The organism is Agreia pratensis, from assembly GCF_900177685.1.
Taxonomy (GTDB): domain Bacteria; phylum Actinomycetota; class Actinomycetes; order Actinomycetales; family Microbacteriaceae; genus Agreia; species Agreia pratensis.
Map to the genome: position 1 here is coordinate 1,010,676 of NZ_FXAY01000001.1, position 23,459 is coordinate 1,034,134.

The 23,459-nt window shown below is 65.0% G+C and carries 26 protein-coding genes; 10 read left to right on the forward strand and 16 right to left on the reverse strand.

Annotation, left to right across the window (positions count from 1 at the left end):
• The first annotated feature begins 23 nt into the window (after positions 1-23).
• The 3 genes from B9Y86_RS04760 to B9Y86_RS04770 are packed head-to-tail and all read left to right on the forward strand — an operon-like array spanning position 24 to position 1,930.
• Positions 24-1,184 (forward strand): inorganic phosphate transporter, encoded by a 1,161-nt coding sequence (locus B9Y86_RS04760; protein WP_085483374.1) that lies wholly within the window; start codon positions 24-26, stop codon positions 1,182-1,184.
• A 4-nt stretch (positions 1,185-1,188) separates the two neighbouring features.
• Positions 1,189-1,506: a hypothetical protein gene (locus B9Y86_RS04765; RefSeq protein WP_085483376.1), complete on the forward strand. Its 318-nt coding sequence runs from the start codon at positions 1,189-1,191 to the stop codon at positions 1,504-1,506.
• Positions 1,507-1,534: 28 nt separating this feature from the next.
• Positions 1,535-1,930, forward strand: coding sequence for a YchJ family protein (locus B9Y86_RS04770; RefSeq protein ID WP_085483378.1), 396 nt, complete (start codon positions 1,535-1,537; stop codon positions 1,928-1,930).
• A 3-nt stretch (positions 1,931-1,933) separates the two neighbouring features.
• On the opposite strand, the gene B9Y86_RS04775 is transcribed toward B9Y86_RS04770, so the two are convergent.
• The 8 genes from B9Y86_RS04775 to B9Y86_RS04810 form a co-directional block, all read right to left on the reverse strand.
• Complete coding sequence (locus B9Y86_RS04775) at positions 1,934-2,539, reverse strand: hypothetical protein (protein WP_085483381.1); 606 nt, start codon at positions 2,537-2,539, stop codon at positions 1,934-1,936.
• Positions 2,536-3,120 (reverse strand): Asp23/Gls24 family envelope stress response protein, encoded by a 585-nt coding sequence (locus B9Y86_RS04780; protein WP_085483383.1) that lies wholly within the window; start codon positions 3,118-3,120, stop codon positions 2,536-2,538. Before B9Y86_RS04780 ends, B9Y86_RS04775 begins: the two co-directional genes overlap by 4 nt.
• A complete protein-coding gene (locus B9Y86_RS04785) occupies positions 3,117-3,497 on the reverse strand; it encodes a hypothetical protein (protein WP_085483385.1) in 381 nt (126 codons plus the stop codon). The genes B9Y86_RS04780 and B9Y86_RS04785 overlap by 4 nt, the downstream gene beginning before the upstream one ends.
• On the reverse strand, positions 3,494-3,691 hold the full coding sequence (locus tag B9Y86_RS04790; protein WP_085483387.1) for a DUF2273 domain-containing protein: 198 nt from the start codon (positions 3,689-3,691) through the stop codon (positions 3,494-3,496). The genes B9Y86_RS04785 and B9Y86_RS04790 overlap by 4 nt, the downstream gene beginning before the upstream one ends.
• Positions 3,688-4,131, reverse strand: coding sequence for an Asp23/Gls24 family envelope stress response protein (locus tag B9Y86_RS04795; RefSeq protein WP_085483389.1), 444 nt, complete (start codon positions 4,129-4,131; stop codon positions 3,688-3,690). The genes B9Y86_RS04790 and B9Y86_RS04795 overlap by 4 nt, the downstream gene beginning before the upstream one ends.
• A gap of 122 nt (positions 4,132-4,253) precedes the next feature.
• A complete protein-coding gene (locus tag B9Y86_RS04800) occupies positions 4,254-4,637 on the reverse strand; it encodes a hypothetical protein (protein ID WP_085483391.1) in 384 nt (127 codons plus the stop codon).
• Positions 4,634-4,933 (reverse strand): DUF7882 family protein, encoded by a 300-nt coding sequence (locus B9Y86_RS04805; RefSeq protein ID WP_085483393.1) that lies wholly within the window; start codon positions 4,931-4,933, stop codon positions 4,634-4,636. The genes B9Y86_RS04800 and B9Y86_RS04805 overlap by 4 nt, the downstream gene beginning before the upstream one ends.
• Positions 4,934-5,068: 135 nt before the next feature.
• Entirely contained in the window at positions 5,069-5,242 is a 174-nt protein-coding gene (locus B9Y86_RS04810; protein ID WP_085483396.1) for a CsbD family protein, read from the reverse strand.
• A 193-nt stretch (positions 5,243-5,435) separates the two neighbouring features.
• On the opposite strand from B9Y86_RS04810, the gene B9Y86_RS04815 reads away from it, so the two are divergent.
• Together B9Y86_RS04815 and B9Y86_RS04820 are read left to right on the forward strand one after the other, a co-directional pair.
• Positions 5,436-6,077: a DedA family protein gene (locus tag B9Y86_RS04815; RefSeq protein WP_085483398.1), complete on the forward strand. Its 642-nt coding sequence runs from the start codon at positions 5,436-5,438 to the stop codon at positions 6,075-6,077.
• A gap of 26 nt (positions 6,078-6,103) precedes the next feature.
• Complete coding sequence (locus B9Y86_RS04820) at positions 6,104-6,754, forward strand: GNAT family N-acetyltransferase (RefSeq protein ID WP_176223257.1); 651 nt, start codon at positions 6,104-6,106, stop codon at positions 6,752-6,754.
• 22 nt (positions 6,755-6,776) lie between these two features.
• Here B9Y86_RS04820 and B9Y86_RS04825 read toward each other — a convergent pair whose 3' ends face one another.
• The 4 genes from B9Y86_RS04825 to B9Y86_RS04840 form a co-directional block, all read right to left on the reverse strand.
• Positions 6,777-8,369, reverse strand: coding sequence for a Na+/H+ antiporter (locus B9Y86_RS04825; RefSeq protein ID WP_085483400.1), 1,593 nt, complete (start codon positions 8,367-8,369; stop codon positions 6,777-6,779).
• A gap of 63 nt (positions 8,370-8,432) precedes the next feature.
• Positions 8,433-8,789, reverse strand: coding sequence for a UBP-type zinc finger domain-containing protein (locus tag B9Y86_RS04830; protein ID WP_085483402.1), 357 nt, complete (start codon positions 8,787-8,789; stop codon positions 8,433-8,435).
• Positions 8,790-8,940: 151 nt separating this feature from the next.
• Complete coding sequence (locus tag B9Y86_RS04835) at positions 8,941-9,486, reverse strand: acyl-CoA thioesterase (RefSeq protein WP_085483404.1); 546 nt, start codon at positions 9,484-9,486, stop codon at positions 8,941-8,943.
• A 9-nt stretch (positions 9,487-9,495) separates the two neighbouring features.
• Positions 9,496-9,966: a MarR family winged helix-turn-helix transcriptional regulator gene (locus B9Y86_RS04840; RefSeq protein ID WP_085483407.1), complete on the reverse strand. Its 471-nt coding sequence runs from the start codon at positions 9,964-9,966 to the stop codon at positions 9,496-9,498.
• A gap of 84 nt (positions 9,967-10,050) precedes the next feature.
• Here B9Y86_RS04840 and B9Y86_RS04845 point away from each other — a divergent pair, with 84 nt between their 5' ends.
• From B9Y86_RS04845 to B9Y86_RS04855, 3 genes are all read left to right on the forward strand, one after another.
• A complete protein-coding gene (locus B9Y86_RS04845; protein WP_085483409.1) occupies positions 10,051-10,977 on the forward strand; it encodes a TIGR01777 family oxidoreductase in 927 nt (308 codons plus the stop codon).
• Between the two features lie 20 nt (positions 10,978-10,997).
• Entirely contained in the window at positions 10,998-11,972 is a 975-nt protein-coding gene (locus B9Y86_RS04850; RefSeq protein ID WP_085483411.1) for an SDR family NAD(P)-dependent oxidoreductase, read from the forward strand.
• A 277-nt stretch (positions 11,973-12,249) separates the two neighbouring features.
• A complete protein-coding gene (locus B9Y86_RS04855; RefSeq protein WP_085483413.1) occupies positions 12,250-13,482 on the forward strand; it encodes a glycosyltransferase in 1,233 nt (410 codons plus the stop codon).
• A 48-nt stretch (positions 13,483-13,530) separates the two neighbouring features.
• Here B9Y86_RS04855 and B9Y86_RS04860 read toward each other — a convergent pair whose 3' ends face one another.
• From B9Y86_RS04860 to B9Y86_RS04875, 4 genes are all read right to left on the reverse strand, one after another.
• Positions 13,531-16,149: an alpha-L-rhamnosidase gene (locus B9Y86_RS04860; RefSeq protein WP_085483415.1), complete on the reverse strand. Its 2,619-nt coding sequence runs from the start codon at positions 16,147-16,149 to the stop codon at positions 13,531-13,533.
• A complete protein-coding gene (locus tag B9Y86_RS04865; protein ID WP_085483417.1) occupies positions 16,146-17,033 on the reverse strand; it encodes a carbohydrate ABC transporter permease in 888 nt (295 codons plus the stop codon). Before B9Y86_RS04865 ends, B9Y86_RS04860 begins: the two co-directional genes overlap by 4 nt.
• On the reverse strand, positions 17,030-17,917 hold the full coding sequence (locus tag B9Y86_RS04870; protein WP_085483419.1) for a carbohydrate ABC transporter permease: 888 nt from the start codon (positions 17,915-17,917) through the stop codon (positions 17,030-17,032). Before B9Y86_RS04870 ends, B9Y86_RS04865 begins: the two co-directional genes overlap by 4 nt.
• Positions 17,918-17,990: 73 nt before the next feature.
• Entirely contained in the window at positions 17,991-19,292 is a 1,302-nt protein-coding gene (locus B9Y86_RS04875) for an ABC transporter substrate-binding protein (protein ID WP_085483421.1), read from the reverse strand.
• 109 nt (positions 19,293-19,401) lie between these two features.
• Here B9Y86_RS04875 and B9Y86_RS04880 point away from each other — a divergent pair, with 109 nt between their 5' ends.
• Together B9Y86_RS04880 and B9Y86_RS04885 are read left to right on the forward strand one after the other, a co-directional pair.
• On the forward strand, positions 19,402-20,439 hold the full coding sequence (locus B9Y86_RS04880; protein ID WP_085483423.1) for a LacI family DNA-binding transcriptional regulator: 1,038 nt from the start codon (positions 19,402-19,404) through the stop codon (positions 20,437-20,439).
• Positions 20,440-20,653: 214 nt separating this feature from the next.
• The gene (locus B9Y86_RS04885) at positions 20,654-23,395 is read left to right on the forward strand and encodes a beta-glucosidase (protein WP_085483425.1); all 2,742 of its coding nucleotides are present in this window, start codon (positions 20,654-20,656) and stop codon (positions 23,393-23,395) included.
• Positions 23,396-23,459 lie beyond the last annotated feature (64 nt).

Consider the following 23,459-nt stretch of genomic DNA (forward strand, 5'->3'; position numbering starts at 1 on the left):
CCCGATCCGAAGGGACGAAAAACGTGGATGCGCTCATCACCGTTCTGCTCGTCATAGCCATAGCCCTCGTGTTCGACTTCACGAACGGGTTCCATGACACGGCGAATGCCATGGCAACCTCCGTCGCGACGGGCGCGCTCAAGCCGAAGGTCGCTGTCACCATCTCTGCCGTGCTCAACCTGGTCGGCGCCTTCCTGTCGACGGAGGTCGCGAAGACCATCTCTCAGGGCATCATCAAAGAGGGCGACGGTGGCGTGCAGATCACGCCCACGATGATCTTCGCCGGGCTCGTCGGCGCTGTGTTGTGGAACCTCGGCACCTGGTATCTCGGTCTGCCTTCCAGCTCCACCCACGCGCTCTTCGGCGGCCTCATCGGCGCCGCAGTCATCGGAGCCGGCTTCGGCTCGGTCGACTTCGGCGTTGTTCTGTCGAAAGTGATCCTCCCCGCGCTCTTCTCTCCCCTGGTCGCCGGACTCGTGGCACTGGTGGCCACGTATGCCGCGTACACGATCACCAAACAGGCCCGCTCCCGCGGGGCAGATGCCGGTTTCCGACATGGCCAGACCATCTCGGCCTCGCTCGTCTCGCTCGCCCACGGCACGAACGACGCCCAGAAGACGATGGGCGTCATCACGCTGACGCTCATCGCCGCCGGTTACCAGAGCCCCGGAACCGCACCGCAGTTCTGGGTGATCGCCAGCTGCGGCCTTGCGATCGCCATCGGCACCTATCTGGGTGGATGGCGCATCATGCGTACAGTCGGCAAGGGCATCACCGATGTGCAGCCCGCTCAGGGATTCGCCGCCGAGACGAGTTCGGCAGCGACCATCTTGATCTCGTCGCACCTGGGTTTCGCGCTTTCGACGACCCAGGTGACCTCGGGAGCGGTCGTCGGATCGGGTCTCGGCAAGAAGCTGGCCAAGGTGCACTGGGGAGTCGTGGGCAAGATCGCCACGGGGTGGCTCTTCACGCTTCCCGCCGCCGCTCTGGTCGGTGGCCTGGCCGCGTGGCTGGCAAGCACCAGCACGGCTGGACTGATCATCGTGGCCGTCTTGGCACTCGTCGGCGGACTCGGTTTCGTCGCCTTGGCTCGCCGCCACCCGGTGAACCACAAGAACGTCAACGACGTCGAATCCGAAGAATCCGAGACCGCCGCGGTCTCCACCTCCGCCGGAAAGGCCTGATGTCATGACCATCTTCAGCGAATCGGCACGCACCGCAGCAGCAGACGCGTCGGATAAATTCCTCGGCATCGATTGGGCCGCCTTCGGCACCGTCTTCGTGGTTGCTTTTGTGGCCGCGGTGGTCATCGTGTCGTTCTACGCCGTCGGGCTGCGCCTGTTGGCCGTCGGCTCCACCGACGACACAGGCGCCGACGGGTCGATCGTCTCGACCGCCCGAGGCGAGCGCCCCCTCGGGGCCACCGTCGGAGCCTTCGCCTGCCTCGCCGTGTGCGTGGCCGCCGTTCTCTACAGCCTGTACATGATCATTCCGCAGTTCCACTGAGACCTGCGGCCTCACTCATAATGAATGCGTGGATCCCGACGCGCGCTGCCCCTGCGGCTCCGGCCTGAGCTACGGCGAGTGCTGCGGGCCGTTTCACAGCGGGGCCGCGAGCGCCCCGACCGCCGAGCGCCTGATGCGGTCGCGGTTCTCGGCATTCGCGGTGGGCGACCCGGCCTACCTGCTGCGGTCATGGCATCCGGATGCCCGACCCGCGTCGATCGAGATCGACCCCGACACACGATGGCTCTGGCTCGAGATCGTGCGCACCGAGCGCGGCTCGGAGCGCGACAGCGACGGGGTCGTCGAGTTCCGCGCGAAATACAGGGTGGATGCGCCGGAGGGCCGATCGTCGGGCGTTCAGCACGAGGTCAGCACCTTCGCCCGGGTCGCGGGCGAGTGGGTCTACGTCGACGGCGAGGCCTGATTTCTACTGCAGGCGGGTTGTCTTGCCGACCCGGGCTCGGAACCCGCCGCTGACCTGGATCAGCGCGGGCAGTTCGCGCCCCAGCAGCCCGTCGAGAGCGAGCAGTTTCGACTCGACGATTCCCGCCGCGTCTTTCGGGGACACTCCGCGGCGGCAGGTGATCGACACCTTCAGCACGGGCGTGCGGCGGACTCTGTAGGTGGAGACGTGCGACGCGACGAACTCGGAGTGGCCGTCCAGAGCATCCTGAAGGGCCTGCTCGGCAACCGACGACTCGACGATCGTGGTGCCGTGCTCTCCGCTGGAATCGGTGACGGCCCTCGACGTGTGACCGTGCCCATGACGAGCGATGAACACGATGAGAATCACGATGGCGATGACGAGAAGCGCCACGACGGCGACGAGGATCCAGCTGACCCCGAGGCCCGCGAGCTGTGTCTGCTCTAACCACGACCCGACCTGTTCGGTGACCTGCGAGCCCGTGTCCTTCCAGACATCCCGGATGCCCGGCACGAGAACCGCGGCAGCAGCAGCGCCGCCGACGATGAGCAGCACGAGGCCGCAGACGAAGATCAGAAGCCTGTTCGCGAAACGATTGGTGCTGGTCATGCTCCGACCTTGCCTTTCTCAGCGATGCGTACACGAGCGCGGACTGTGGGCCGCAGCCCGTATGAGTCGAGCTGCTCGGTCACGGCGCGGGTGACGGCGTCGCGATCTGCGGGGATGCCCGACGCCGGTGTGAGATCGACGACGCCGAGTCGATGGGACACCGACACGGTCGCGTTATCGGGGTCGACGTTGCCGGCGTACGACGCGTGGCGGGCGAGAGCGGATGCGATCACCTCGTTGTCGACGACGGTCACCGCCCGCTCGGTGTCGATCAGGTGCCGCGCGCGGCGACCCGGCGACAGCGACGTGATGATCAGCACGAGGCCGGCCACGGCCGCAACGATGCCGGCGGTTGCCACGAGCGCAGCGGGTTGTTCCGCAAGGCCGACGGCAGACGCGAACATGTCGGATGGCGCGACGAGCAGCGCGGGCAGCCCGAGCAACGCGATCACGACCTCGGTCCCCGCCCAGGCGAAGACCACGATCAGAATGATCGCCAAGACGATGGCGAGCATCGAGCGCGAGGAGTGGGTCTCGCGCCGTGCGATGCGGGCGTAGAGAGCCTGGTTGCTGGAGCTCATTTCACTCTCTTTTCTGGCTGGATGGAGACGCCGGAGACCTTCACGATCACCTGCGCGATCTGCGATCCGGTGAGGGTCGTCACCCGCTCTCGGATGTCACCCTGGGCCCGCGCGGCGCGGTCGAGAATCGAGCCGCCGGAGCGGCCGACGACCGAGCTGTCGGACTGGATGCGATCGAGCGATACGACTCGGATGGGTGTCGTCACCGTCAGGGCGAGAAGCCCGTCACGGTCGGCGAGATCGACGCCCACGTGGTTCGAGTCGACTCCCAGTGCGTCTGCAGTGACGGCCGACACGACGCGGTTCAGGGCTTTCGACGTGATGCGGGTTCGACCGCGCTGTGCCGCGCCGGCCGGAGACGTCGCGGCGACACTCATGAGGAGGATCGCTTTCCGCGGAACGCGTCGACGAGGCCTGCCACGTTGAGCTTGCCGTCGACGATTCGGCCGACGAGGGCGCCGATGGCCATGGCCACCGCGACGAAGACGAACGCCCAGAAGCCGAAGGCGACACCGCTGAGCGCGAGAACCGCGCCGATGAGAATACCCGTGCGGGTTGCCGAGGGGGTCACAGTACTCGGGCCTCAGCGTCGTCGGAGTTGTCCTCCGAGGGAAGGTGCACGTCGTTGACGGTCACGTTCACCTCGGTGACCTCCATGCCGACGATCGACTCGACCGCCTTGATGACGTTGGCGCGAACGCCGTCCGAGACATCCTGCAGCGGCGCCGGGTACTCGGCGACGATGGTCACGTCGACGGCGACCTGCGTCTCGCCGACCTCCACGTTGATTCCCTGGCTCTTGTCCTCGCCGGCGACAGCTTCGCGAATGGCGCCGAACGCACGAGCGGCGCCGCCACCGAGAGCGAAGACACCGCGCGACTCGCGGGCTGCGATGCCGGCGACCTTGGCGATGACGGAGTCGTTGATGACGGTCTTGCCGAGAGTGCTCGACTCGGTAGTGACTCCTGCGGGAGCGACAGAGGCGGGGGTGGCGGGAGTGGTGCTGGCCATGATGATCTCCTTCGGGTTCTGATGCCCGGATCTTCCGGGGCTGTGTTGTGCTTCATGAATAGGTCGTCGGTGGCAACGGATTCGTCACGCGGATTGTTGAACTTTTTTTCGGGCCGCTCTTCTCAGGGCAGCAGCTGCTGCAATCTGCCGACCCATTCGACGATGGTCGGGATCGCCTCGCCCGCCTGATCCGCTGCGGCGATAGCGCCCGCGGCCAGGGGATAGAGCGAGACGATCAACGCCGCGATGACAGCGGCGACAGAGCAGATCCAAGCGAGCGCACCACGACGGATGCGCAGAATCAGTGCCAGGAATCCGGCAGCCAGCGCATAGCCGCCGACGACAGTGACGATCATGGCGCCGACCGGAAAGTCGACGAGGGGGGCGGATGCCGCGGCAGACGCGACGAGACCGATCACGGGCACGAGCACGACGGTCGCGACGATGACGGTGACGATCACGCCAGCGCCGAGGGCGAACCAGACACTGCGCGGGCGATGCTTCATCGCTCGACCGCGGTGGGCTCCGGCACGACCTCGAGCCCGTTGGGCGAATTCGCGGTGCGCATCAGCGCATCGATCCACGCACGATTGAGGGTGGGATGCCGTTTGCCGGAAAAGGTGAAATAGAGGGGAATCGAGGGGTGCAGCCACATCATGTGGTGACCGCGATCGTTCTCCCACGAGAGAGCGAAGCTCTCGCCGCGGCGAAGCTTCGCGAGCACGACCACTCGAACATGGTTGAGCGGTCGATCGTCGAGAACCATTTCAGCGCCCGAGTTTCCATAGATGAGCTTGCCCATCAGCGGTCGCCCTGCGAGTAGATGAAGGTATTCACGTTCTGTGTCTGTGGCCTTTCACATGTGACGTCGGGGTGTGGCGAGATGCCGTTAAGCGGGCCGACCCCGGCCTCGTGGGCCGGGGTCGACAAAGGGCGCTTAGTGCTTGAACGCGTCTTTCACGTTCTCGCCGGCCTTCTTCGCGTCGGCCTTGGCCTGCTCGGCCTTGCCCTCAGCGACCTTGCTGTCGTCGTTGGTGAGGTTTCCGAGCGCCTCTTTGGCCTTGCCAGCAAGGTCTTCGGCGGCGTTCTGGATCTTGTCTGCTGCGCTCATGATTCGTTCCTGTCTTTCTCGTTTAGATGAAGAGCCAGCGTGTGCGGCTCTCACGTCTATGACGCAGTTCGGCCGCGATTCGTCACGCGTCTGGCACGTCAAAATACTGAGAAAAACCTGGATGCCGATTCCGGCCGCCGGTTCCCAGGCCCTTGGGAGGAAGGACTTTCCGCGGCATGCCACCCTTGAGGGGATGATCCGTACAGCAGGCAACCCCACCGAGCTCGGCGGGCTCGCCGGCTTCGCTCTCACTCTGATGGAAGGCATCGGCGAGTGGGGGGTGGGGCTCTTCACCCTGCTCGAGACGGTCTTCCCTCCGATCCCGAGCGAGGTCATCCTGCCGCTCGCAGGATTCCTCTCGGAGCGGGGCGAGCTCAACCTCGTTCTCGTGATGATCACGAGCACCCTCGGCGCCTACGCGGGATCGCTCATCCTCTACTGGCTCGGCGCCAAGCTCGGAATGGATCGGGCGATCGAATGGCTGTCGAAGCTGCCCCTGGTCGACAAGCACGACTTCGAGAAGGCTGCCTCGTGGTTCTCCCGGCACGGCAAGTCGGCGGTGTTCTTCGGCAGATTCATTCCGGGCGTACGCAGCCTCATCTCGCTGCCGGCGGGAGCAGAGCGCATGCATCTCGTGACCTTCAGCATCTTCACCATCGCGGGAAGCGCGATCTGGAACGGTCTGCTGATCGGTCTCGGCGCAGCGCTCGGAACGCAGTACGAGATCATCGAGAAATACAGCGACTACCTCAACTACGCGGTCTATGCAGCAATCGCGGGAGTCATTGCGTGGCTCATCATCCGGCGCATTCACCGCCACCGCGCCGACGCCTGACGGCCTTTCGAGTACTCTGGGGCACCATGTTGACTCTCGACGACGTGTGGCCGCTCTTCGCGCTGAGACTGCGCTCGCCACGGCTCGAGCTACGACTGATGCGCGACGACGATCTTCCGGCCGTCGTCGAAGCGGTGCTCGCGGGCATCCACCCGCCCGAGCGCATGCCGTTCTCCTCACCCTGGACCGATGCCGAGCCCGAGCAGCTCGTCCGCGACTTCGCGAAGTACCACTGGCATCTGCGCACAACCGTGCAACCCGGCACATGGACGCTCGACTTCGTCGTTCTGTATGAGGGCCGAGTCATCGGAATGCAGGACCTGCGCGCCGAGAACCTGGCTCGCACGAAGACCGTGTCATCGGGGTCGTGGCTCACCCGCTCGGCCCAAGGCCAGGGCTTCGGCAAAGAGATGCGGGCTGCCATTCTGCTCTTCGCTTTCGACCATCTCGACGTCGAGATCGCCGAATCGAGCGCGGCCACGTGGAACGAGTCGTCGCTCGGTGTCTCGCGTCGACTGGGCTACACCGACGCGGGTGTCACCGTCGTGGAGCCCCGCCCGGGAGAACCAAACACGATGCAGAAGCTGCGCCTCGACCGTGAGAATTTCGCCCGCCCAGACTGGCCCCTAGAGGTGCACGGTGATGCACTCGCCCGCGCCGAGCTACTGCGGCTCTGATCCTCGCGCCATCCGCGCCCGCTCAGGTGAGGTTCTCGCCCGGCTTCGGCGGCTTGTGCATATCGAGGGCGGATTCCTCGGCGTCGATGAACGCCAGCGTCGTCTTGACCGCGCGCTCCTGGTAACGACCCTCGGATCGGGCGTCGAGCACCGCCTGCCGTTCGGCCTGCACCATCATTCGACGCAGCCTGTTGTACGACGCGGGGCGGGTCTCGTGATCGGCCTCGGGCGGATTCTCGAGCGCTTCGGCCAAGAATCGCGCGTTCGTACGCAACCGCTCGACCACACCGGGCTCCACACCGTCGAGCTCCTGCTGCTCGAGCAGGTCGAGGCCCGCGGTCTGCGCCTCGGCCATGAGCCGCTGGGTTTCACCGCGCTCCTGCTCGACATCGGGCGCGGGCAGGCGAAGCTTGCGAATGATCCAGGGAAGCGCCAACCCCTCGACCAGAGTTCCGGCGACCACGACGAAGGCCAAAAACTGCAGGAATTCCCTGTTCGGCGTCTCTTCGGGCAGCAGGAACACGGCCGCCAGCGTGACCACACCCCGGATGCCGGCGAACGATACCGCGATCCCGGTACGCCAACTCCATCCGCGGCCCCGCAACCACTGGGGGCCGAACCGGTAGACCGAGGTGGTGATGAGCATCCACACCACCCGAGACACGATAAGCGCGAGCAGAATGACCGCGGAGATGCCGACCGTCGTCAAGAAGCCCGGGCCAGAGTCGACGACGCCGTCGAAGATCTCGGCGAGGGCGAGGCCCATCAGCAAAAAGACGGCGTTCTCGAGCAGGAACTGAATGGTGCGCCAGTTGATCGACTCGGCGATGCGCGCCTCAGCAGTCTGGATGACGGGCGATCTGTACCCCAGGAAGAGGCCCGCGACGACGACCGCCAGAACGCCCGATCCGTGGAACAGCTGCGCGGGAATGAACGCGAGGTAAGGCGTGACCAGCGACAGGCTCGTGTCGAGTACGGGTGCCCTCAGCTGCTGGCGGATCTTCGAGAGCACCCATCCGACGCCCAGGCCCACCGCCACCCCCACGACCACGGCGATCACGAAGTCGGTCGCGACCATCCACGGGGTGATGATGCTGACCATCGCAAGAATGGCCGCGTTGAGGGCGACCAGAGCGGTGGCGTCGTTCAGCAGACTCTCGCCCTCGAGCACGGTCACGAGTCGCCGGGGCAGACCGAGGCGACCGGCCACGGCCGTCACGGCCACGGCATCCGTCGGCGCGACGACCGCGCCGAACGCAAACGCGGCGGCCAACGAGATGGCCGGGATGACGAGCCACGCGGCGAAGCCCACGACCACCACGGTAAAGGCCACAAGGCCCACCGACAGAAGCAGGATGCCGTCGCGCCGGGCGCGTACGTCGACGAACGACGTGCGAATGGCCGCCGCGAAGAGCAGCGGTGGAAGCAGCCCATAGAGGATGAGATCGGGTTCGATCTCGAGATGTGGCACGCCGGGGATGAACGAGGCCACGGCCCCGACGAGCACGAGCGACACGGGAGCCGACCAGCCGATGCGCTTTGTCAGCCCGCTGACCGCGACGGTGACAACCACGAAGGACACGATCCAGATGATCGCGATAACCGAGTCCTGCATGTGCCCCCCTCTACGCGTTGATCGAGTAGGCCACCTGCGGCCGTATCGAGATCACCAACTCCCTTACTGGTTCAACAATTCCTGCCAGTTCGAAGGAACGCGCCCCGCCGGCCCGGGAACAGGCTGATCGATGGGGTGGCTGTCGGGCGCTGCAAGCTGCGGGGCTCCGTCGTAGTACTCGGCGGTCTCGAAGCTCCAGACCCAGTCCTCGCCGGGTTCGAAGCTCTGAATGATCGGATGCCCCGTCGCGGCTCCGTGCTTCGACGCGTGCTGGTTCGGCGAACTGTCGCAGCAGCCGACGTGCCCGCACTGCGCGCAGCGGCGCAGGTGGAACCACCACTGATCGTCGGTCTCGAGACACTCCACGCAGCCCGTGCCACTCGGCGGAACAGACGGATCGATCCCTGGAATCGTGCTCATAGTTCTCCCCGTTCTCCCCTTGGCGAAGCGCATGCAACGTGCCACTCACACTAGCGGCGCGGCGTACGCCTGTAACTGTCCCCGCTGCGGACAGTATGTACCGGCACACCGGTACCCACTGACCGCATCGGTACCTGCTACTCCAGGAGAGTCACCACTCGCTGGGCGCGGGAGCCTTCGTCGCGGGCAGCGCTGTTTTCTGGCCCCACTCGTGCAGCCATTCCGGAACCGTGACCTCGGCGGGGATCGGGCCCACGGCATCCAGGAGCTCGGGCATCGGAACGACGCCGCCACTGCGTTTCAGGAAGCGGCCGCGGATGAACGCGTGTGCGTAGATCTCGCCGTCGACCGCGAAGCGCTGCTCGACGTAGACCGCCTTGTCATCGAAGCCGAGCACGCGAGACTCCACGTCGAAGCGCTGCCAGAGGGTGAGCGACTTGCGAAAGCTGATCGTCTCGGCGACGACGACCGGGTACCAGCCGCGCTGATTGAAGATGCGCCACAGCCCGCAGCGCACGAGCATGTCGAGGCGCCCGAGGTCGAGAATCGAGAGGTAGACGCCGTTGTTCATGTGCCTGAAGATGTCGAGGTCGGTGGGCAGCACCCGAAAGGGCGTGGACGCGACGTCGAACGTTCCCACGCGACGCCTCGATCGGGCGCGCCACTGGTACCAGACCGTGCGAAAGAAGAGGTGCATCCCCCGAATCTAGCTACCGGCCGCCTGTCCTTGTGCATCGAGTCGGTTTTCGATGTCGCGCAGCACACGCGCAAACACACGAGCATCCTCCTCACCGATGTGCCCGACGACGAGTTCTCTCACGACGTGAGAGTGACCCGGCGCTGCGGCGGCCAGCACACGTCGGCCCTCATCCGTGAGCACGACACGAACGCCCCGCGCGTCCTCTTCGACGGCTGCGCGCGAGACCAGATGCGCTTGCTCGAGTCTGCGCACCTGTTGCGTGAGCCTCGTCTTGGGATTCTGTGTGAGTTCGCCGAGCCGGGTCATGCGGCAACCGGTTGGTCCGTTCGCCTCGAGAATGCTCAGGATGGCGTACTCACCGTGCGTCAACCCGAACGGACGCAACTGCTCGCCAAGACGCCGCTCGAGCTTCCACTGCACATCGACCCACTGGCGCCACAGCCCGGCCTCAGCAGGGGTCAGCCAGTTCTCAGTCATTTCTCCCCATCTTGTCCAATCCTGAACAAAAGAGTAGCGTATCGGCAAGTAGTCCAATATTGGACTAGAGAGACGAGAACTGTCATGAATGAATCGAGAACCATTCTTCTCGCGGGAGCCTCGGGCTTCATCGGCACGGCGCTCACTGCGGCGCTCGCGTCCGACGGGCACGACGTGCGCCGGCTCGTTCGCCGCGAACCGATCTCACCGGTGGAGACGCAGTGGCAGCCGGAGCGCCGTCAGCTGGCTCCCGGCGCTCTCGACGGTATCGATGTGGTGATCAACCTGGCAGGCTCCAGCATCTCTCAACTGCCCTGGACGGCAGGGAGGAGGACTCGGATCCTCGAATCACGTCTGGATGCGACAGCCACGCTCGTGGACGCGATCACGGCCTCACCCACACCGCCGTCGGCTTTCCTGAACGCCTCCGCATCGGGCTTCTACGGTGACCGTGGCGACGACGCGCTCAGTGAAAACGCTGTGCGAGGAACGGGATTCCTCGCAGATGTCACGGCTCGATGGGAGGCCGAAGCCCAGCGAGCGGCCGCGTTCACTCGCACTGTGCTCCTGCGCACGGGAATCGTTCTCGCCAAGGGAGGCGGAGCCGCGGCACCCCTCGTTCCTCTCACCCTCGCAGGCCTCGGCTCGAGACTCGGCTCGGGCCAGCAGTGGTGGCCGTGGATCTCGCTCGTCGACGAGGTGCGCGCTATCCAGCATCTGGCTTCGGAAGACGTCCATGGCGCCGTGAACCTCGTCGGCCCGACACCCGCCACGAGTGAGCAGATAACCCGTGGGCTCGCTCGCGTGCTGCGCCGCCCACATCTCTTCGCCTTGCCCACGTGGCTACTGCGTCTCCCCCTGCGCGACGCAGCAGACGAACTGCTGTTGAGCAGCCAACGAATGCTCCCCGATCAGCTCATGAAGAGCGGGTTCCGCTTCACTCACGACTCGGTCGGAGCCGCCCTCGCGATGTTCGATCCGCGGCCGCCCTCTGAGGACGCGCATATGTGATCCAGACGTACGCTTGATCAATGACAACCACACCCCAGCACGCGCTCCCCTCCGGATTCACCGACCGTTCCACGGCGAGCGATGTGCTGGCGGGCATCAACCTGTCGGGCAAGACGGCCATCGTCACGGGCGGGTACTCTGGGCTCGGCATCGAGACGGTCGCCGCACTGTCGGATGCCGGTGCGCGCGTCGTCGTGCCGGCTCGCCGCCCCGACGTGGCGCGGCAGGCCCTGGATGCGCGAGGCCTCTCCGAGGTCGAGGTCGACACGCTCGATCTCTCGGATCTTGCGAGCGTGCGAGCCTTCGCGGAGCGCTTTGTGGCATCGGGGCGAAGCCTCGACATCCTGATCAACAACGCGGCGATCATGGCCTCGCCCGAGGCGCGCGTCGGCGACGGCTGGGAGTCGCAGTTCGCCACAAACCACCTCGGCCACTACGTGCTCACGAATCTGCTGTGGCCCGCGCTCGTCGCTGACGGAGGCGCCCGCGTGGTGGCCCTGTCGTCGACCGGGCACAAGCTCAGCCCCATGCGTTTCGACGACCCGCAGTTCACCTCGGGCTACGACAAGTGGCAGGCGTACGGCCAGGCGAAGACGGCCGACAGCCTGTTCGCCGTGCAGCTGGATGCGCTGGGTCAGTCGCACGGCGTCCGCGCCTTCGCGGCGCATCCGGGCGGCATCATGACCGAGCTGCAGCGCCACCTGCCCCGCGAAGAGATGATCGCCTCAGGCTGGATCACCGAGGACGGCACCGTGAACGAGCGCTTCAAGACGCCCGCGCAGGGCGCGGCCACCTCGACGTGGGCAGCGACATCACCACAGCTCGAGGGAATGGGCGGCGTGTACTGCGAGGACTGCGACATCGCCGAGCCCACCGTCGCCGGCAGCCCGACGGCCCGCTTCGCGGGGGTGGATGCTCATGCGATCGATCGCGACGACGCCGCCCGGCTGTGGGAGTTGTCGGCAGAGCTCACGGGCGTGAACGCGTTCGCGTAAGCACTGCCACACGCTGAAGTGCGGGAAAGGGCCGTTTCCCAACGAGCCGAAGCGGCCAAATTCCGCAACTCAGTCACGATCAGGGCGAACGACGATGGCAGCCGAGGTTTTCGATTCGCCAGCCGAGTTGAGGTGACTCATCACCGTGATTGCGTGAGGCCGTCCGCTGTCGAATCGACAGATTGTGCGGGAGACGGCATGATGATGCTAGACGATCGTCTAGCGAAAATCAGAATCGCTTGCTTTCGACCCCCACGGCCAGATTGGAGCGCAGGCAATGGCGACACCCCCGGATCGACCCCTGAACATCGCCTTCTCGTTCCCTCGAGGCCGAGGCCATCTGGCTCCTCTGCTGCCGATCGCCCGTCATGCCGAAGCCCTCGGTCATCACACCGCTCTGATCGGCGCTCGAGAGCCGGTGCTCGAGCAGACAGGATTCACCCGACTCTGCCCCCGAGACATCACGCTGCCATCGAGCACGGTCGGCACCGGCTCCATGAGACCCTTCGACTCGAAGCGAGTGCTGCAAAAAGTCGAAGAAGTATTTCTCGGCACAGCCGCGTATGGCGCATTGATCGACGTGCACCAGCTTCTGACCGAGTGGCCTGCCGACATCCTCGTGTGCAGCGAATTCGATTTCGGAGCAATGACCGCCGCTGAGGAGGCCGGGCTCCCATGCGTCGTCGTGACAGCTTTCGCCACCGCGAGCAATTCGTGGAAGGACTCCATCCGAGTACCGATCCAACAGCTTCGCTTCGCGGCAGGGCTCGCGCCCGACCCGCATCTGACCATGTTGGATGGAGCGCTGACCGTGGTGCCCGCCACGGCCTCGATGCGGCCCGACAGCGACTTCGGCGGCAGCGTCATGCGTCTTCGACCCACGCCCGTCGAGATCGCCGCACCCCACCCCGCGGCCGAGTGGTTTCGAGCCGGCGACGAGGCCATTCGCATCTACGTCACCCTCGGCACGGAGTTCAACACGAGCTCCGGAGACCTGTTCAGTCGCATTCTCGACGCCGTCGCCGGACTGTCCGCTCGAATTCTGGTCACCACGGGCCCCTGGGTCGACCCTCGAACGGTCGAACCCACGGAGGATCTCGGGCAGAGCAGTATCCGCGTGGAGCAATATGTTCCCCAGGCAGAACTCATGCCGCATGCCGATCTCGTCGTGAACCACGGCGGTTCCGGTTCGGTCGTCGGGGCGCTGCACGCTGGCGTTCCGGTGCTCGTTTTTCCGCTCGGTGCAGACCAAGTGCCCAACGGAGACTACGTCGAAGCTGCCGGAGCCGGAGCCGTCTTGATCGCGGAGTCAGCCACATCGACCGAGATCAGAACAGTCGCGACACACATCCTGTCGACACCGACGTACCGCCTGGCCGGGCAAGCAATCGCAACGCAGCTGCGAGCACTGCCCGCGGTCGAGGAGGTCGTGGCCGCCATAGAGCGGCTCGCGAGCCCGTCTGATCGTCGAGAATCTTCACCCGGAGTGGGAGAAACCACGCACCTGTAAAGAACGAGCTGCGGCGGGCTGAATCATGCCATGCCGTCGCATGCTCCGTCAGGCGACGGCGAGCAGCCCAAATGTGACATCGTGCCGCCCGTGGGCCAGCTCCACCGCGTCGTGGCCTGGAACATCCAGTACCGCCGAAGTACCCACCGGCACGACGCATGTGACGTGCAAACCAATGTCCATCACACGCCATTCGATCGACGCCTCACCATACGGCGTCACGTGCCGCGCACTCGCCGATGTGAGCCCGCCGCCGGGTCGCGGGGCGAATCGGATGCGACGATAGCCGGGCGCTTCAGGGGCCAAACCTCCCACGACGCGATGCAGCCAATCACCGACAGAGCCGAGGGCGTAGTGATTGAAGGAGGTCATATCGCCGGGATTGACGGTGCCGTCGGGAAGCATGCTGTCCCACCGCTCCCAGATCGTGGTGGCACCCATTCTGACCATGTACAGCCACGACGGGCATTCGTCTGAGAGCAGGAGCCGGTAGGCCGCCTCGTCCTGCCCCCCGAGCGTGAGCGCGTCGGAGACGACAGGCGTGCCGGCGAATCCGGTTGCGACCCGTCCGCCGGCATCGTTGACCAGCGCTGCGAGGCGGGAAGTGCCGACCCGTTGCAACTCCGGGGTCGGCCAGAGTCTGAACGTCGTCGTCAGCGCGTAAGCGGCCTGAGATCCACCTTCCACCCTGCCGTCGGCGCTGAGGAAACGGTCTGCGTAAGCCGACGCGACCGCCGAGGCAAGGTCACCGTAGAACTGCGCATCCTCGGACTCGCCGATGATCTTGGCAGTCAGCGCCAACCGCTGTGCGGACCGAGCGAAGTATGCCGTCGCGACCAAGTATGGGTCGGTCGTGGCGAGCTCTGGCTCGTCTGCTGGCGCCGCCGGGTCGAGCCAGTCTCCGAGCTGCATCGTGCCCGCGCAGATCAGGTCTTCTCCGGCCCGGGCATGCACCTCGTCGACCCACGCCTTGGCGCTCGGGTATTGCCGGCGGAGTAGCTCGATGTCGGCGGTGCGCTGATGCAGAACGTCGGGAGTGAGCACCGCGACATCGCCCCACACGGCGACAGGGTCGACCGGAGCGTGCTGCCAGCTGCCCAGCGGCAGGTATGGCACGTAGAACGGCACCGTGCCGCGGTCGGTCTGTTCGACCGCTACGTCCTCCAGCCACGACGAGAGCATCCCGGTGACCGAGTAGAGAAAGGATGCCGTGGGCGCGAAGACCTGGATGTCGCCCGTCCAGCCGAGCCGCTCGTCACGTTGCGGGCAGTCCATAGGGATGTCGACGAAGTTCGAGCGCATGCTCCAGAGGATGTTCTCGTGCAGTCGGTTGACCTCGGCGTTCGAGCTCTCGAACCAGCCGACCCGCTGCATATCAGTGTGGAGCACCCGGGATACCACGCTCTCGGCCGTGAGCTCGCCCTCCCATCCGCTGATCTCGGCGTAACGGTAACCGTGAATGGCGAAGCGCGGTTGCCAGGTGAAGTCGCCTGGCGGAAGCTCGACCGCGTCGGTCGCCTTCGCCTGACGCAGCGTACGCGTGTAGAGCTCACCGTCTTCGAGAAGCTCGGCATGCCGCAACACGACCGTGCTACCGCCAGCCGAGTGGCCGGTAATGCGTAAACGCCCGGAGTGGTTCTGGCCGAAATCGATGATCCAGCGGCCGGAACCCTTGCTGTCGATGCTCACGGGCGCGAGCTCGTCTGTGCAGCGGACGGGCGGGCCGGTCGGTGCGACCAGTCTGGCCGAGCCACGATCGAACACGGCTACATCGCTCCACGACGGATCGGTCCAGCCTGTCGTCGACCAGCTCGCATCGTCGTCGCGGAGATCGACGTGCTCCCCGTCATAGATGCTCGACAGCATTATCGGCCCGAAACCGGCTGTCCAGCTATCGTCACTGGCGACGACGGTGCGCCGCCCATCCGACCGGGTCAGTTCGATCTGGGCGAGCACAGACTGATCGTCCCCGTAAACGTTTCGTGATCCACCTTCGAAGCCGATGCGATCGCGCCACCATCCGTCTGACAGCCAGATTCCGATGGCGTTCGCCCCGGGCACGATGAGCTGATCGAGATCGAAAGTCGCGTAGCGCAAGCGATGCTGGTAGCTGGTCCAGCCGGGCGTCAACTCCTCATCGCCGACTCGGCTCCCGTTGACCTCCGCCTGAGCAAGTCCGTGGGCGGTCAGGTACAGCCGGGCTCGCACGACGTCGTCGGGCGCGGTGAATTCTGCACGAACCCGCCCAGGACGACGATCGGTCTCACGGTCTTCCGGCCATCCGGGGCCCACGAAGCGACCAGACCAGTCGTCCTCGTCGAGCAGACCCAGCTCGACGGTTGCGTGTTCGCTCCACTCGCTCGTGCCGAAGTCGGAGATGCTGGCCACCCGCACGTGCACGCGCTCGCGAGACGCGAGGGTGCGTCCGGGCCAGCTGACGAGGACCTGCTCGTCGCCGTCGACCAGGTACTCGGTCACTTCCGAATCGCGGCCGGGGATATCGACGGTGACTTCGATCACCGCGCCGGACTGCCGAAAACCCTCCGGTGCAGTGTCATAGTGCCACGACAGCCGAGGCCGAGACTCACCGATACCGAGACGACCATCGGCGTGATGCTCGAACCGGACGCTGACGGGGCGGGGGGCAAGGACACCCGCCGAGCTCATCCCTTCACCGCGCCGGCGGCGAGCCCACGCATAACGCGTTGGTTGAGCACGAGGTACAGAGCCAGAATGATGAAGACGTTGATACAGATTGCGGCGAAAGTCGGCCCGTAGTCGACGACCCCGAACTGCCCCGTGAAGTTGAGCAAGCCCACCTGCACGGTTCGCAGGCTGTCGTCGGTGGTGAACGTGAGGGCGATCAGCAGGTCGTTCCAAAGGAAGAAGAACTGCACCAGCGCGATGGTGAAGATCGCGTTGCGCATCATCGGCAGAGCGATGAAGAAGAACGACTTCAATGTGCTCGCGCCGTCGATCGTCGACGCCTCGAAGATCTCGCGCGGGATGTTGCGGAAATACGTCGCCATCATGAACACGGTCAGTGGCAACGCCGTGGCCGTATAGGTGATGATGAGCGGCCAGAGCGTGGAGCTGAGGCCGAGGTTGAAGTATACGGAGAACAGTGGCAGCAGGATCATCTGACCCGGGATCATGATGCCCACAAGGAACACCAACAGCAGGGTGTTGCGGCCCTTGAAGACCATGATCTCAAGTGCGAATCCGGCGGCAGTTCCGATGAGCAGGCAGATCGCAAGGGAGGGGAAGACGGCGATCACCGAGTTGAGCAGGTAGTGCGCCGTCGATTCCCACGCGATGGAGTAGTTGGAGAAGTTGAACCAGTTCTCCGGCAGAGCCCAGGTCGGATTATTGAGGAATTCGTCTTGCGTCTTCAGCGAGCCCAGCACGAGCCAGACGAGAGGGTAGACGAAGACGATCAGCAGCACGGCCACGACGATCCAGCCCGGAATCTTGCCAAGCACAGACCGAACGCTGCGCCGTCGCCGCGCCGGCTTCAACGGCCGCGGGGAGGCGATTGCGGTGTTCGTCATGAGAACTCCTTAGAGTTGCGCGCGGTGGAGCGGAAGATGGCGACGGTGACGAGCAGGCACATGATCGTGAGCATGAGGGCGATTGTCGAGCCGTACCCGTAGTCGCCTCCCGCGAACGCGGTGCGGTACATGTAGAGAGTCAGCGGTGTCGTAGAGGTACCGGGGCCGCCGCCCGTGAGCGCGTAGATGGAGTCGAAGACTTTGAGCGTGCCGTTGATACTGAAGATGCCGGCCGCGATGATCACAGGCCAGGAGAGCGGAATCACGATGCGGCGGATGAGGCTGAACGTGCCTGCACCGTCCAGCCGTGCCGCCTCCATGACGTCGTCTGGGATGTCGATCACCCCGGTATAGAGGAGCACCCCGTAGAAACCCATTGCGCGCCAAATGTCCATGATGGCAATCACCACGAAGGCCGTGCCGGGATTGCCCAGCCAGTCGACGGATTCCATACCGAGTCCGTTGAGGAACGAATTGACGAGCCCCGTCTGGGGCGCGAATTCGAACATCTTCTGGAACAGCAGCGAGACGGCCACGGTGGGCAGCACCACTGGGAAGAAGACGAGTGTGCGCACGACGTTCGACGCCCGTTTGAGGAAGAACGTGTAGAGCAGTGCCAGAAGGTAGCCGAAAACGATCTGGCCGACGGTCACCAACAGCGCGTATTTAATAGTGAACAGCACGGCCGGGCCGGAGTTCGGGTCGTTCCAGAACCGTGCGAAGTTCGCGAAACCGGCGAAGTCGAAACCGCCGAGAACGCTTCCGGTGAAGAAGGTGTAGCCCAGCGACCACAGCATCGGCAGCAGCATGACCAGGGTGTAGACCAGCAGTGCCGGCCCGAGCAGGACCCCGATGGCGCGCTTGTCGCTGAGTACGGATTTCATGTCAGCCTCGAGAAATGTGAAACGCCGTGGGCGGGGTCGACCCGCCCACGGCTCGATCGGATGAAGGTGAAGGTCAGTTGCCGAGGGACGACTGCACGGTGTTCATGAAGTCGGAGCCCGTCAGCTGGCCGGAACCCAGCGGGCCTCCGTTGGTCTGGCTCGCCGTAGTGGCAGCCGGGCCGAAGAGGGCCTCGAACCACTGGACCGTCTCGCCGGAGTCGGCGATTTCGGTCTGCACGAGCTGAGTCAGCGGCGGAACCTCGACGTCGCCATTCACTGCGAAACCAGTGATCTGGCCCTCGCGCAGTGCCGCAGCACCATAGTTCGCGGCGATGCAGCTGGCCCACGACTTGACCTTCTCGTCGCCGTCATACGCCGACTTCGAGAAGGCGATGTCGGTGCCCACGTTGGCCGGCGTCTGATCAGCCGAACCCGCGCCACCACTCACCGCGGGGAAGGGCAAGAAGCCGATGTTGTCGGCCCCGATCTTGTTCTGTTCAGTGTCGTTGAACGCAGACACAGCCCATGAACCCATGTAGTAATAGGCTGCTTGACCGGTGAGGAACTGGTTCAGTGCCGTGGCGTAGTCGATGGAACTCGGCGAAGGACCGAAGTAACCGGCCGAGCCGAGCTCGGCAATGACGTTCGCGGCGTCGGTGTACTCGGGGTCGGTGAGCTTGGCAGATCCGTCGGAGATCTTCTTCAGCGCGTCAGGGCCGAGGGTGCGGTAGATGTATGCGCCCACCCAGCGCGTGACACCCCAACCATCGCCGCCCTTGCCTGCGGCGGAGATCGGCTGAACACCAGCGGAGTCCAGCGTGGCGAAGGAGTCCTTGAGCGATTCCCAGGACGTCGGTTCGGAGACACCGGCTTTTTCGAGCAGGGCCTTGTTGTACCAGATTCCCTCGATGTTCAGCTCGGTAGGCAGCACGAGGGTCTTGTCGTCGTACAGAGTATGAACTCCGGACAGGGCCACCGGAACGATCGACTTCTCGACGTCGGTACCCGTGAAGTCGGCCACCTTGCCGGCGCCGTCGAGTTCTTTGAGCAGGTCGGGCGAGTTCGGCGAAACGAAAGCCGATGGGAGAGCGTTCTGCCCACCCAGCAGCTGGAGCTGCTGATCGAGCGAGGCCTGGGCCTGCTTGTTGATCTTCAGCGGAAGAGCCTTGTTCTCGGCGGCACACTCGTTTTCGCTGAGCGAGGTCAGAACCTTGGGGATGGTGGAGTTTTCGTTGATGGCGAGAAAGGTGAACTCTTTCGCCGAACTGGCCGCACCCGATCCACCCGACGAACAGGCCGCCAGGCCTACGGCTACGACGGCAGCCGCAGCTGCCGCCAGTACGGTGCGGCGACCGCGAGATGTGCTGTGGAACATGGGTTCCTCCTTGAACCTGAAATGGAATTGAAGCGCTTCACAATATACATACGGGTTCGCTAGAACGTCAAGCTGGTGCGACGGGGCTCCCCCATAATGGTTCAACATCATGTCTGTTTCAGAGAGAACTCCCCCCGCGCCGTCCGCAGCGCGGATGGAAGACGTCGCCAAGCGAGCCGGAGTAGCTCTCGGCACCGTCTCGAACGTCATCAACCAGCCGCAGAAGGTCTCGCGCGCCACGATCGACAAGGTGCAGCGCGCGATCGCAGAGCTGGGCTTCGTTCCCAATCGTGCCGCCCGAGCCCTCGCCGCAGGCACGAGCAATACCATCGGCGTCGTCATTGCAGACCTCAGCAACTCGTTCTTCGTGGACATGGCCCGTGGGGCCGAGAGCATCGCAGCCGAATCCTCGATCAACGTGGTGCTCGCCAACGCTGACATGCGGCGCTCGAAGCAGGCGGCGAACCTCGACCTGTTCCGCCAAGAGCGCATGGCGGGCATTCTGCTCGCCCCACTACCCGGCGCCGATGGCTCGCTGCTGACCGGTCGAAACAGAACTCCTCTGGTTTTCTTGAACGATGCCGCCATCGAGGGCGCCTGCACGGTGAGCGTCGACAATGAGTACGGCGGCTACCTCGCCGCGAGCCATCTGCTCGCCATCGGTCGACGGCGGCTGCTCTTTGCCGGAGACCCCGCCCAAGCCGTGCCGATCGCCGACCGGTTGCGAGGCGTCGAGCGGGCCGTGCGCGAAACTGCCGGCGCAAGCCTCGAGCTCTCCCCCACCCCGGAGGTTCAGGCCGATGACGGGCGCACCCTCGGCTTCGCGATCGCACATCGACCGGAATCGGAGCGACCCGACGGGATCGTCGCCGCGGCCGACCTGCTCGCGCTCGGTCTCGTACAGATTCTGGGAGCCGACGCATCCATTCGCATACCCGAGGACATCGCGATCACGGGGTATGACAACAACCGGGCGGCATGGGAAAGCCTCATTCCCATCACCACGATCGCCCAGCCCGGCGAGCAGATCGGGGCAGTGGCGATGGCGCTGCTGCTCGAGGAGATCCGCGATCCCGAGGGGCACGAGCACACGCATTCGGTGCTGGAGCCCACGCTCGTGGTGCGGGCGAGCACACAACGCACCTGACCGCGACTCGAGCGCGCAGGCCGAGCCCGGGTGCCGGCTGAATTCGGGCCTCGCGCGCTTGCCTGACCGATCGGATGAGCTGCGCGTACGCCTCACAGATGAGGTAGCGCCTCAATAACTCGAACCGACCGCGCCCTTGCCATGACGCGCAGCGATGTGATTGGGTTATGAAGCGCTTCATGAAGCGCTTCATTGCAGCTCAAGGAGGAACTGAATGACGATAAAACGGAGAATCGCACGCATCATGGCCGGCTCGGGGGCAGCCTTGCTTGCAATATCAGCACTGACCGGGGCGGCCGCCGCTCCAGACCAACCGTGGCGCGACACGTCGCAGACGCCGGAATGGCGCGCGAACGCACTGCTGTCGGCGATGACGTCCGAAGAGAAGGTGACACTCATCCTCGCGACGAACGATGCAGATTTCGCACCGCTGGCCTATCTCGGCATACCCGAGATGAGGCGAGTGGATGCATCGGGCGGGCTTCGAGGCGACACGGGCGTCACTGCGTTCCCGGCGCCGAATGCCCTGGGCGCCACGTTCGACACCAAGCTCGCGGGCGAGTACGGAGCCGTCATCGGCGCCGAGGCACACGACAAGCGTTGGAACGTCGTGCTCGGTCCAACCGTGGACATCGACCGAAACGGACTCTCCGGCCGGGCTGCCGAAGGCTACGGCGAAGACACTCTCGTCAACGGCAAGATGGGTGCCGCCGTCTCTGCGGGTGTTGAGAGCAAGGGTGTGAGCACGATGATCAAGCATTTCGCCGCTTATGCCCAGGAGAGTGGGCCGCGCGAGACGCTCGGAGTCGACGTGTCAGAGCGAGCCCTTCGTGAGCTCTACTACCCGCCGTTCGAGACCGCTGTGGTCGACGGAGGAGCCGACTCGGTGATGTGCGCGTATCCCCGAGTCAACGGAACGTACGCGTGCGAGAACTCCGAGATGCTGACGGCACTGAAAACCGATTTGGGTCTCAGTGGCTACGTCGCCACAGACTTCGATCCTCGGTCAGAGTGGATCTCCGGCATCAACGCGGGCGTCGACTCCCAGTCGTTGTTCGCCAAGACCGATCGCACACCGTTCACCGACGGCCGCATTTCAGCCGAGCGTGTCGACGATGCTGTCTACCGGATCCTGCTGGCACTCTTTGACTCTGGCGCGTTCGATACACCACTACCGGCCGAGGCTGCCGCCGTCGTGACGAACGACGATCATCTCGCGACCGCCGTCGAAACCGGCGAAGAAGCGACCGTGCTCCTGAAGAACTCCGGAGTGCTCCCGCTGAGCAACGAGCCGTCCGTGGCCGTCATCGGCCCGGCGGGCGCGGATGCGATCACCGGCATCGAAGGGTCGTCGTACGTGAATCCGGGCGACTTCGTGACTCCCGCCGAGGCGATCGCTGCCAAGGCCGACGAGACAACCGTTTCGCAGGGATCGCTCGGCGACATTGCGCTGCCCACGGCTCCCGCCTCTGCATTCGGAGCCGGAATGAGCGCCGAATACTTCGGCAGCACCGACTTCTCGGGCCCGGTGATCTCGAGCGGCACTGCATCGAACATCGACTTCTCCGGCGCTCCCGTCGAGGGGCTTCCCTCGTCCTGGTCCGCTCGCTACTCCGGCACGATCACCCCGACGTCCACCGGGCTCCTCCGGCTCTCCTCTCTTCTTTCCGGAAGCGCGAAGGTCACGGTCAACGGTGAGACGGTCTTCGACGGATCCCGCTTCATCTGGGACTTCTTCTTCGCACCCCAGGAGTACACGCTGGGTGGAGTCGTCGAACTCGAGGCGGGGGTGCCCGCAGACATCGTGGTCGAGTACTCGACCGCGGGCGGTGGCTTCTTCGGACCGCGCATGACGCTCGGCTGGCAGCCTGACAGCCTCATCCCCGCGGCTGTCGAAGCCGCACGCAACTCGGATGTGGCGGTTGTGTTCGCAAATGAGTTCACGGGCGAAGCAGTCGATCGGGTCGGTCTGTCTCTTCCTGGCGACCAGAACGCGCTCATCGAGGCGGTGGCGGCGGTGAACCCGAACACGATTGTTGTGCTCCACACTCCTGGCCCTGTGCTCATGCCATGGCTCGACGATGTGGCCGCAGTCACCCAGGCCTGGTATCAGGGAGCGGCGGTCGGCGAGAGCATCGCGAACGTGCTCTACGGCGATGCGGATCCCGGAGGCCGCCTCCCGATGACCTTCCCGGCCTCGACCGACCAGGGTCCAGCTCTCGTGCGCGACAGCAACGAGGTGAGCTACGACGAAGGCATCTACGTCGGGTACAAGTGGTACGAGCAGAACGACCAGACACCGCTCTTCCCGTTCGGATACGGCGAGTCGTACACCGACTTCGCCTACTCCGACCTGGCGACGACACCGATGCTGATTCCGGCGTCACCGGTCGACGGCCCGTCAACGGCGGCTTCGATCGCGACCACTCCCGCAACAGCGTCTGTGACGATCACAAACACGGGTGACCGCGCGGGATCCGACGTCGTGCAGTTCTACGCTGGGGCTCTGCCGACGGATGCCGTCGACACCGTCGATCGGGCGCTGGCCGGATTCGCGAAGGTCGATCTGGAGCCGGGCGAGTCTCAGCGGGTCACCGTCGAGCTAGACAACCGCGTGCTGTCGTATTGGGACACCACCGCCGATCGCTGGGCCGCACCGACCGGGAGCGTTCCGCTGGTTGCGGCGCGATCCGCTGTAGACGATCAGCTGTCCTCGTCGGTTGCTGTCTCTGTCGCGCCGACCTCCACAGGCCCGGACGGAACACCGGGGGACGGAACACCGGGCACCGATCCGGCCGGCGACCAGCCCGGCGCATCCGGTTCGGACAAGCTGGCCGCAACGGGAAGCAGCACCGTGGCCAGCTTGGGCTTGATCGCCGGCCTGCTCCTGATGCTGGGGGCTGGCCTCGTGGTTCAGCGTCGCCGGTCGCATGCCTCGCAAACGCGCCGGAGTTAGCAGATCCGCCTGACGCCGAGGCCGTCGCATCGCACTCTGATCGATGCGACGGCCTCGGCGCTAG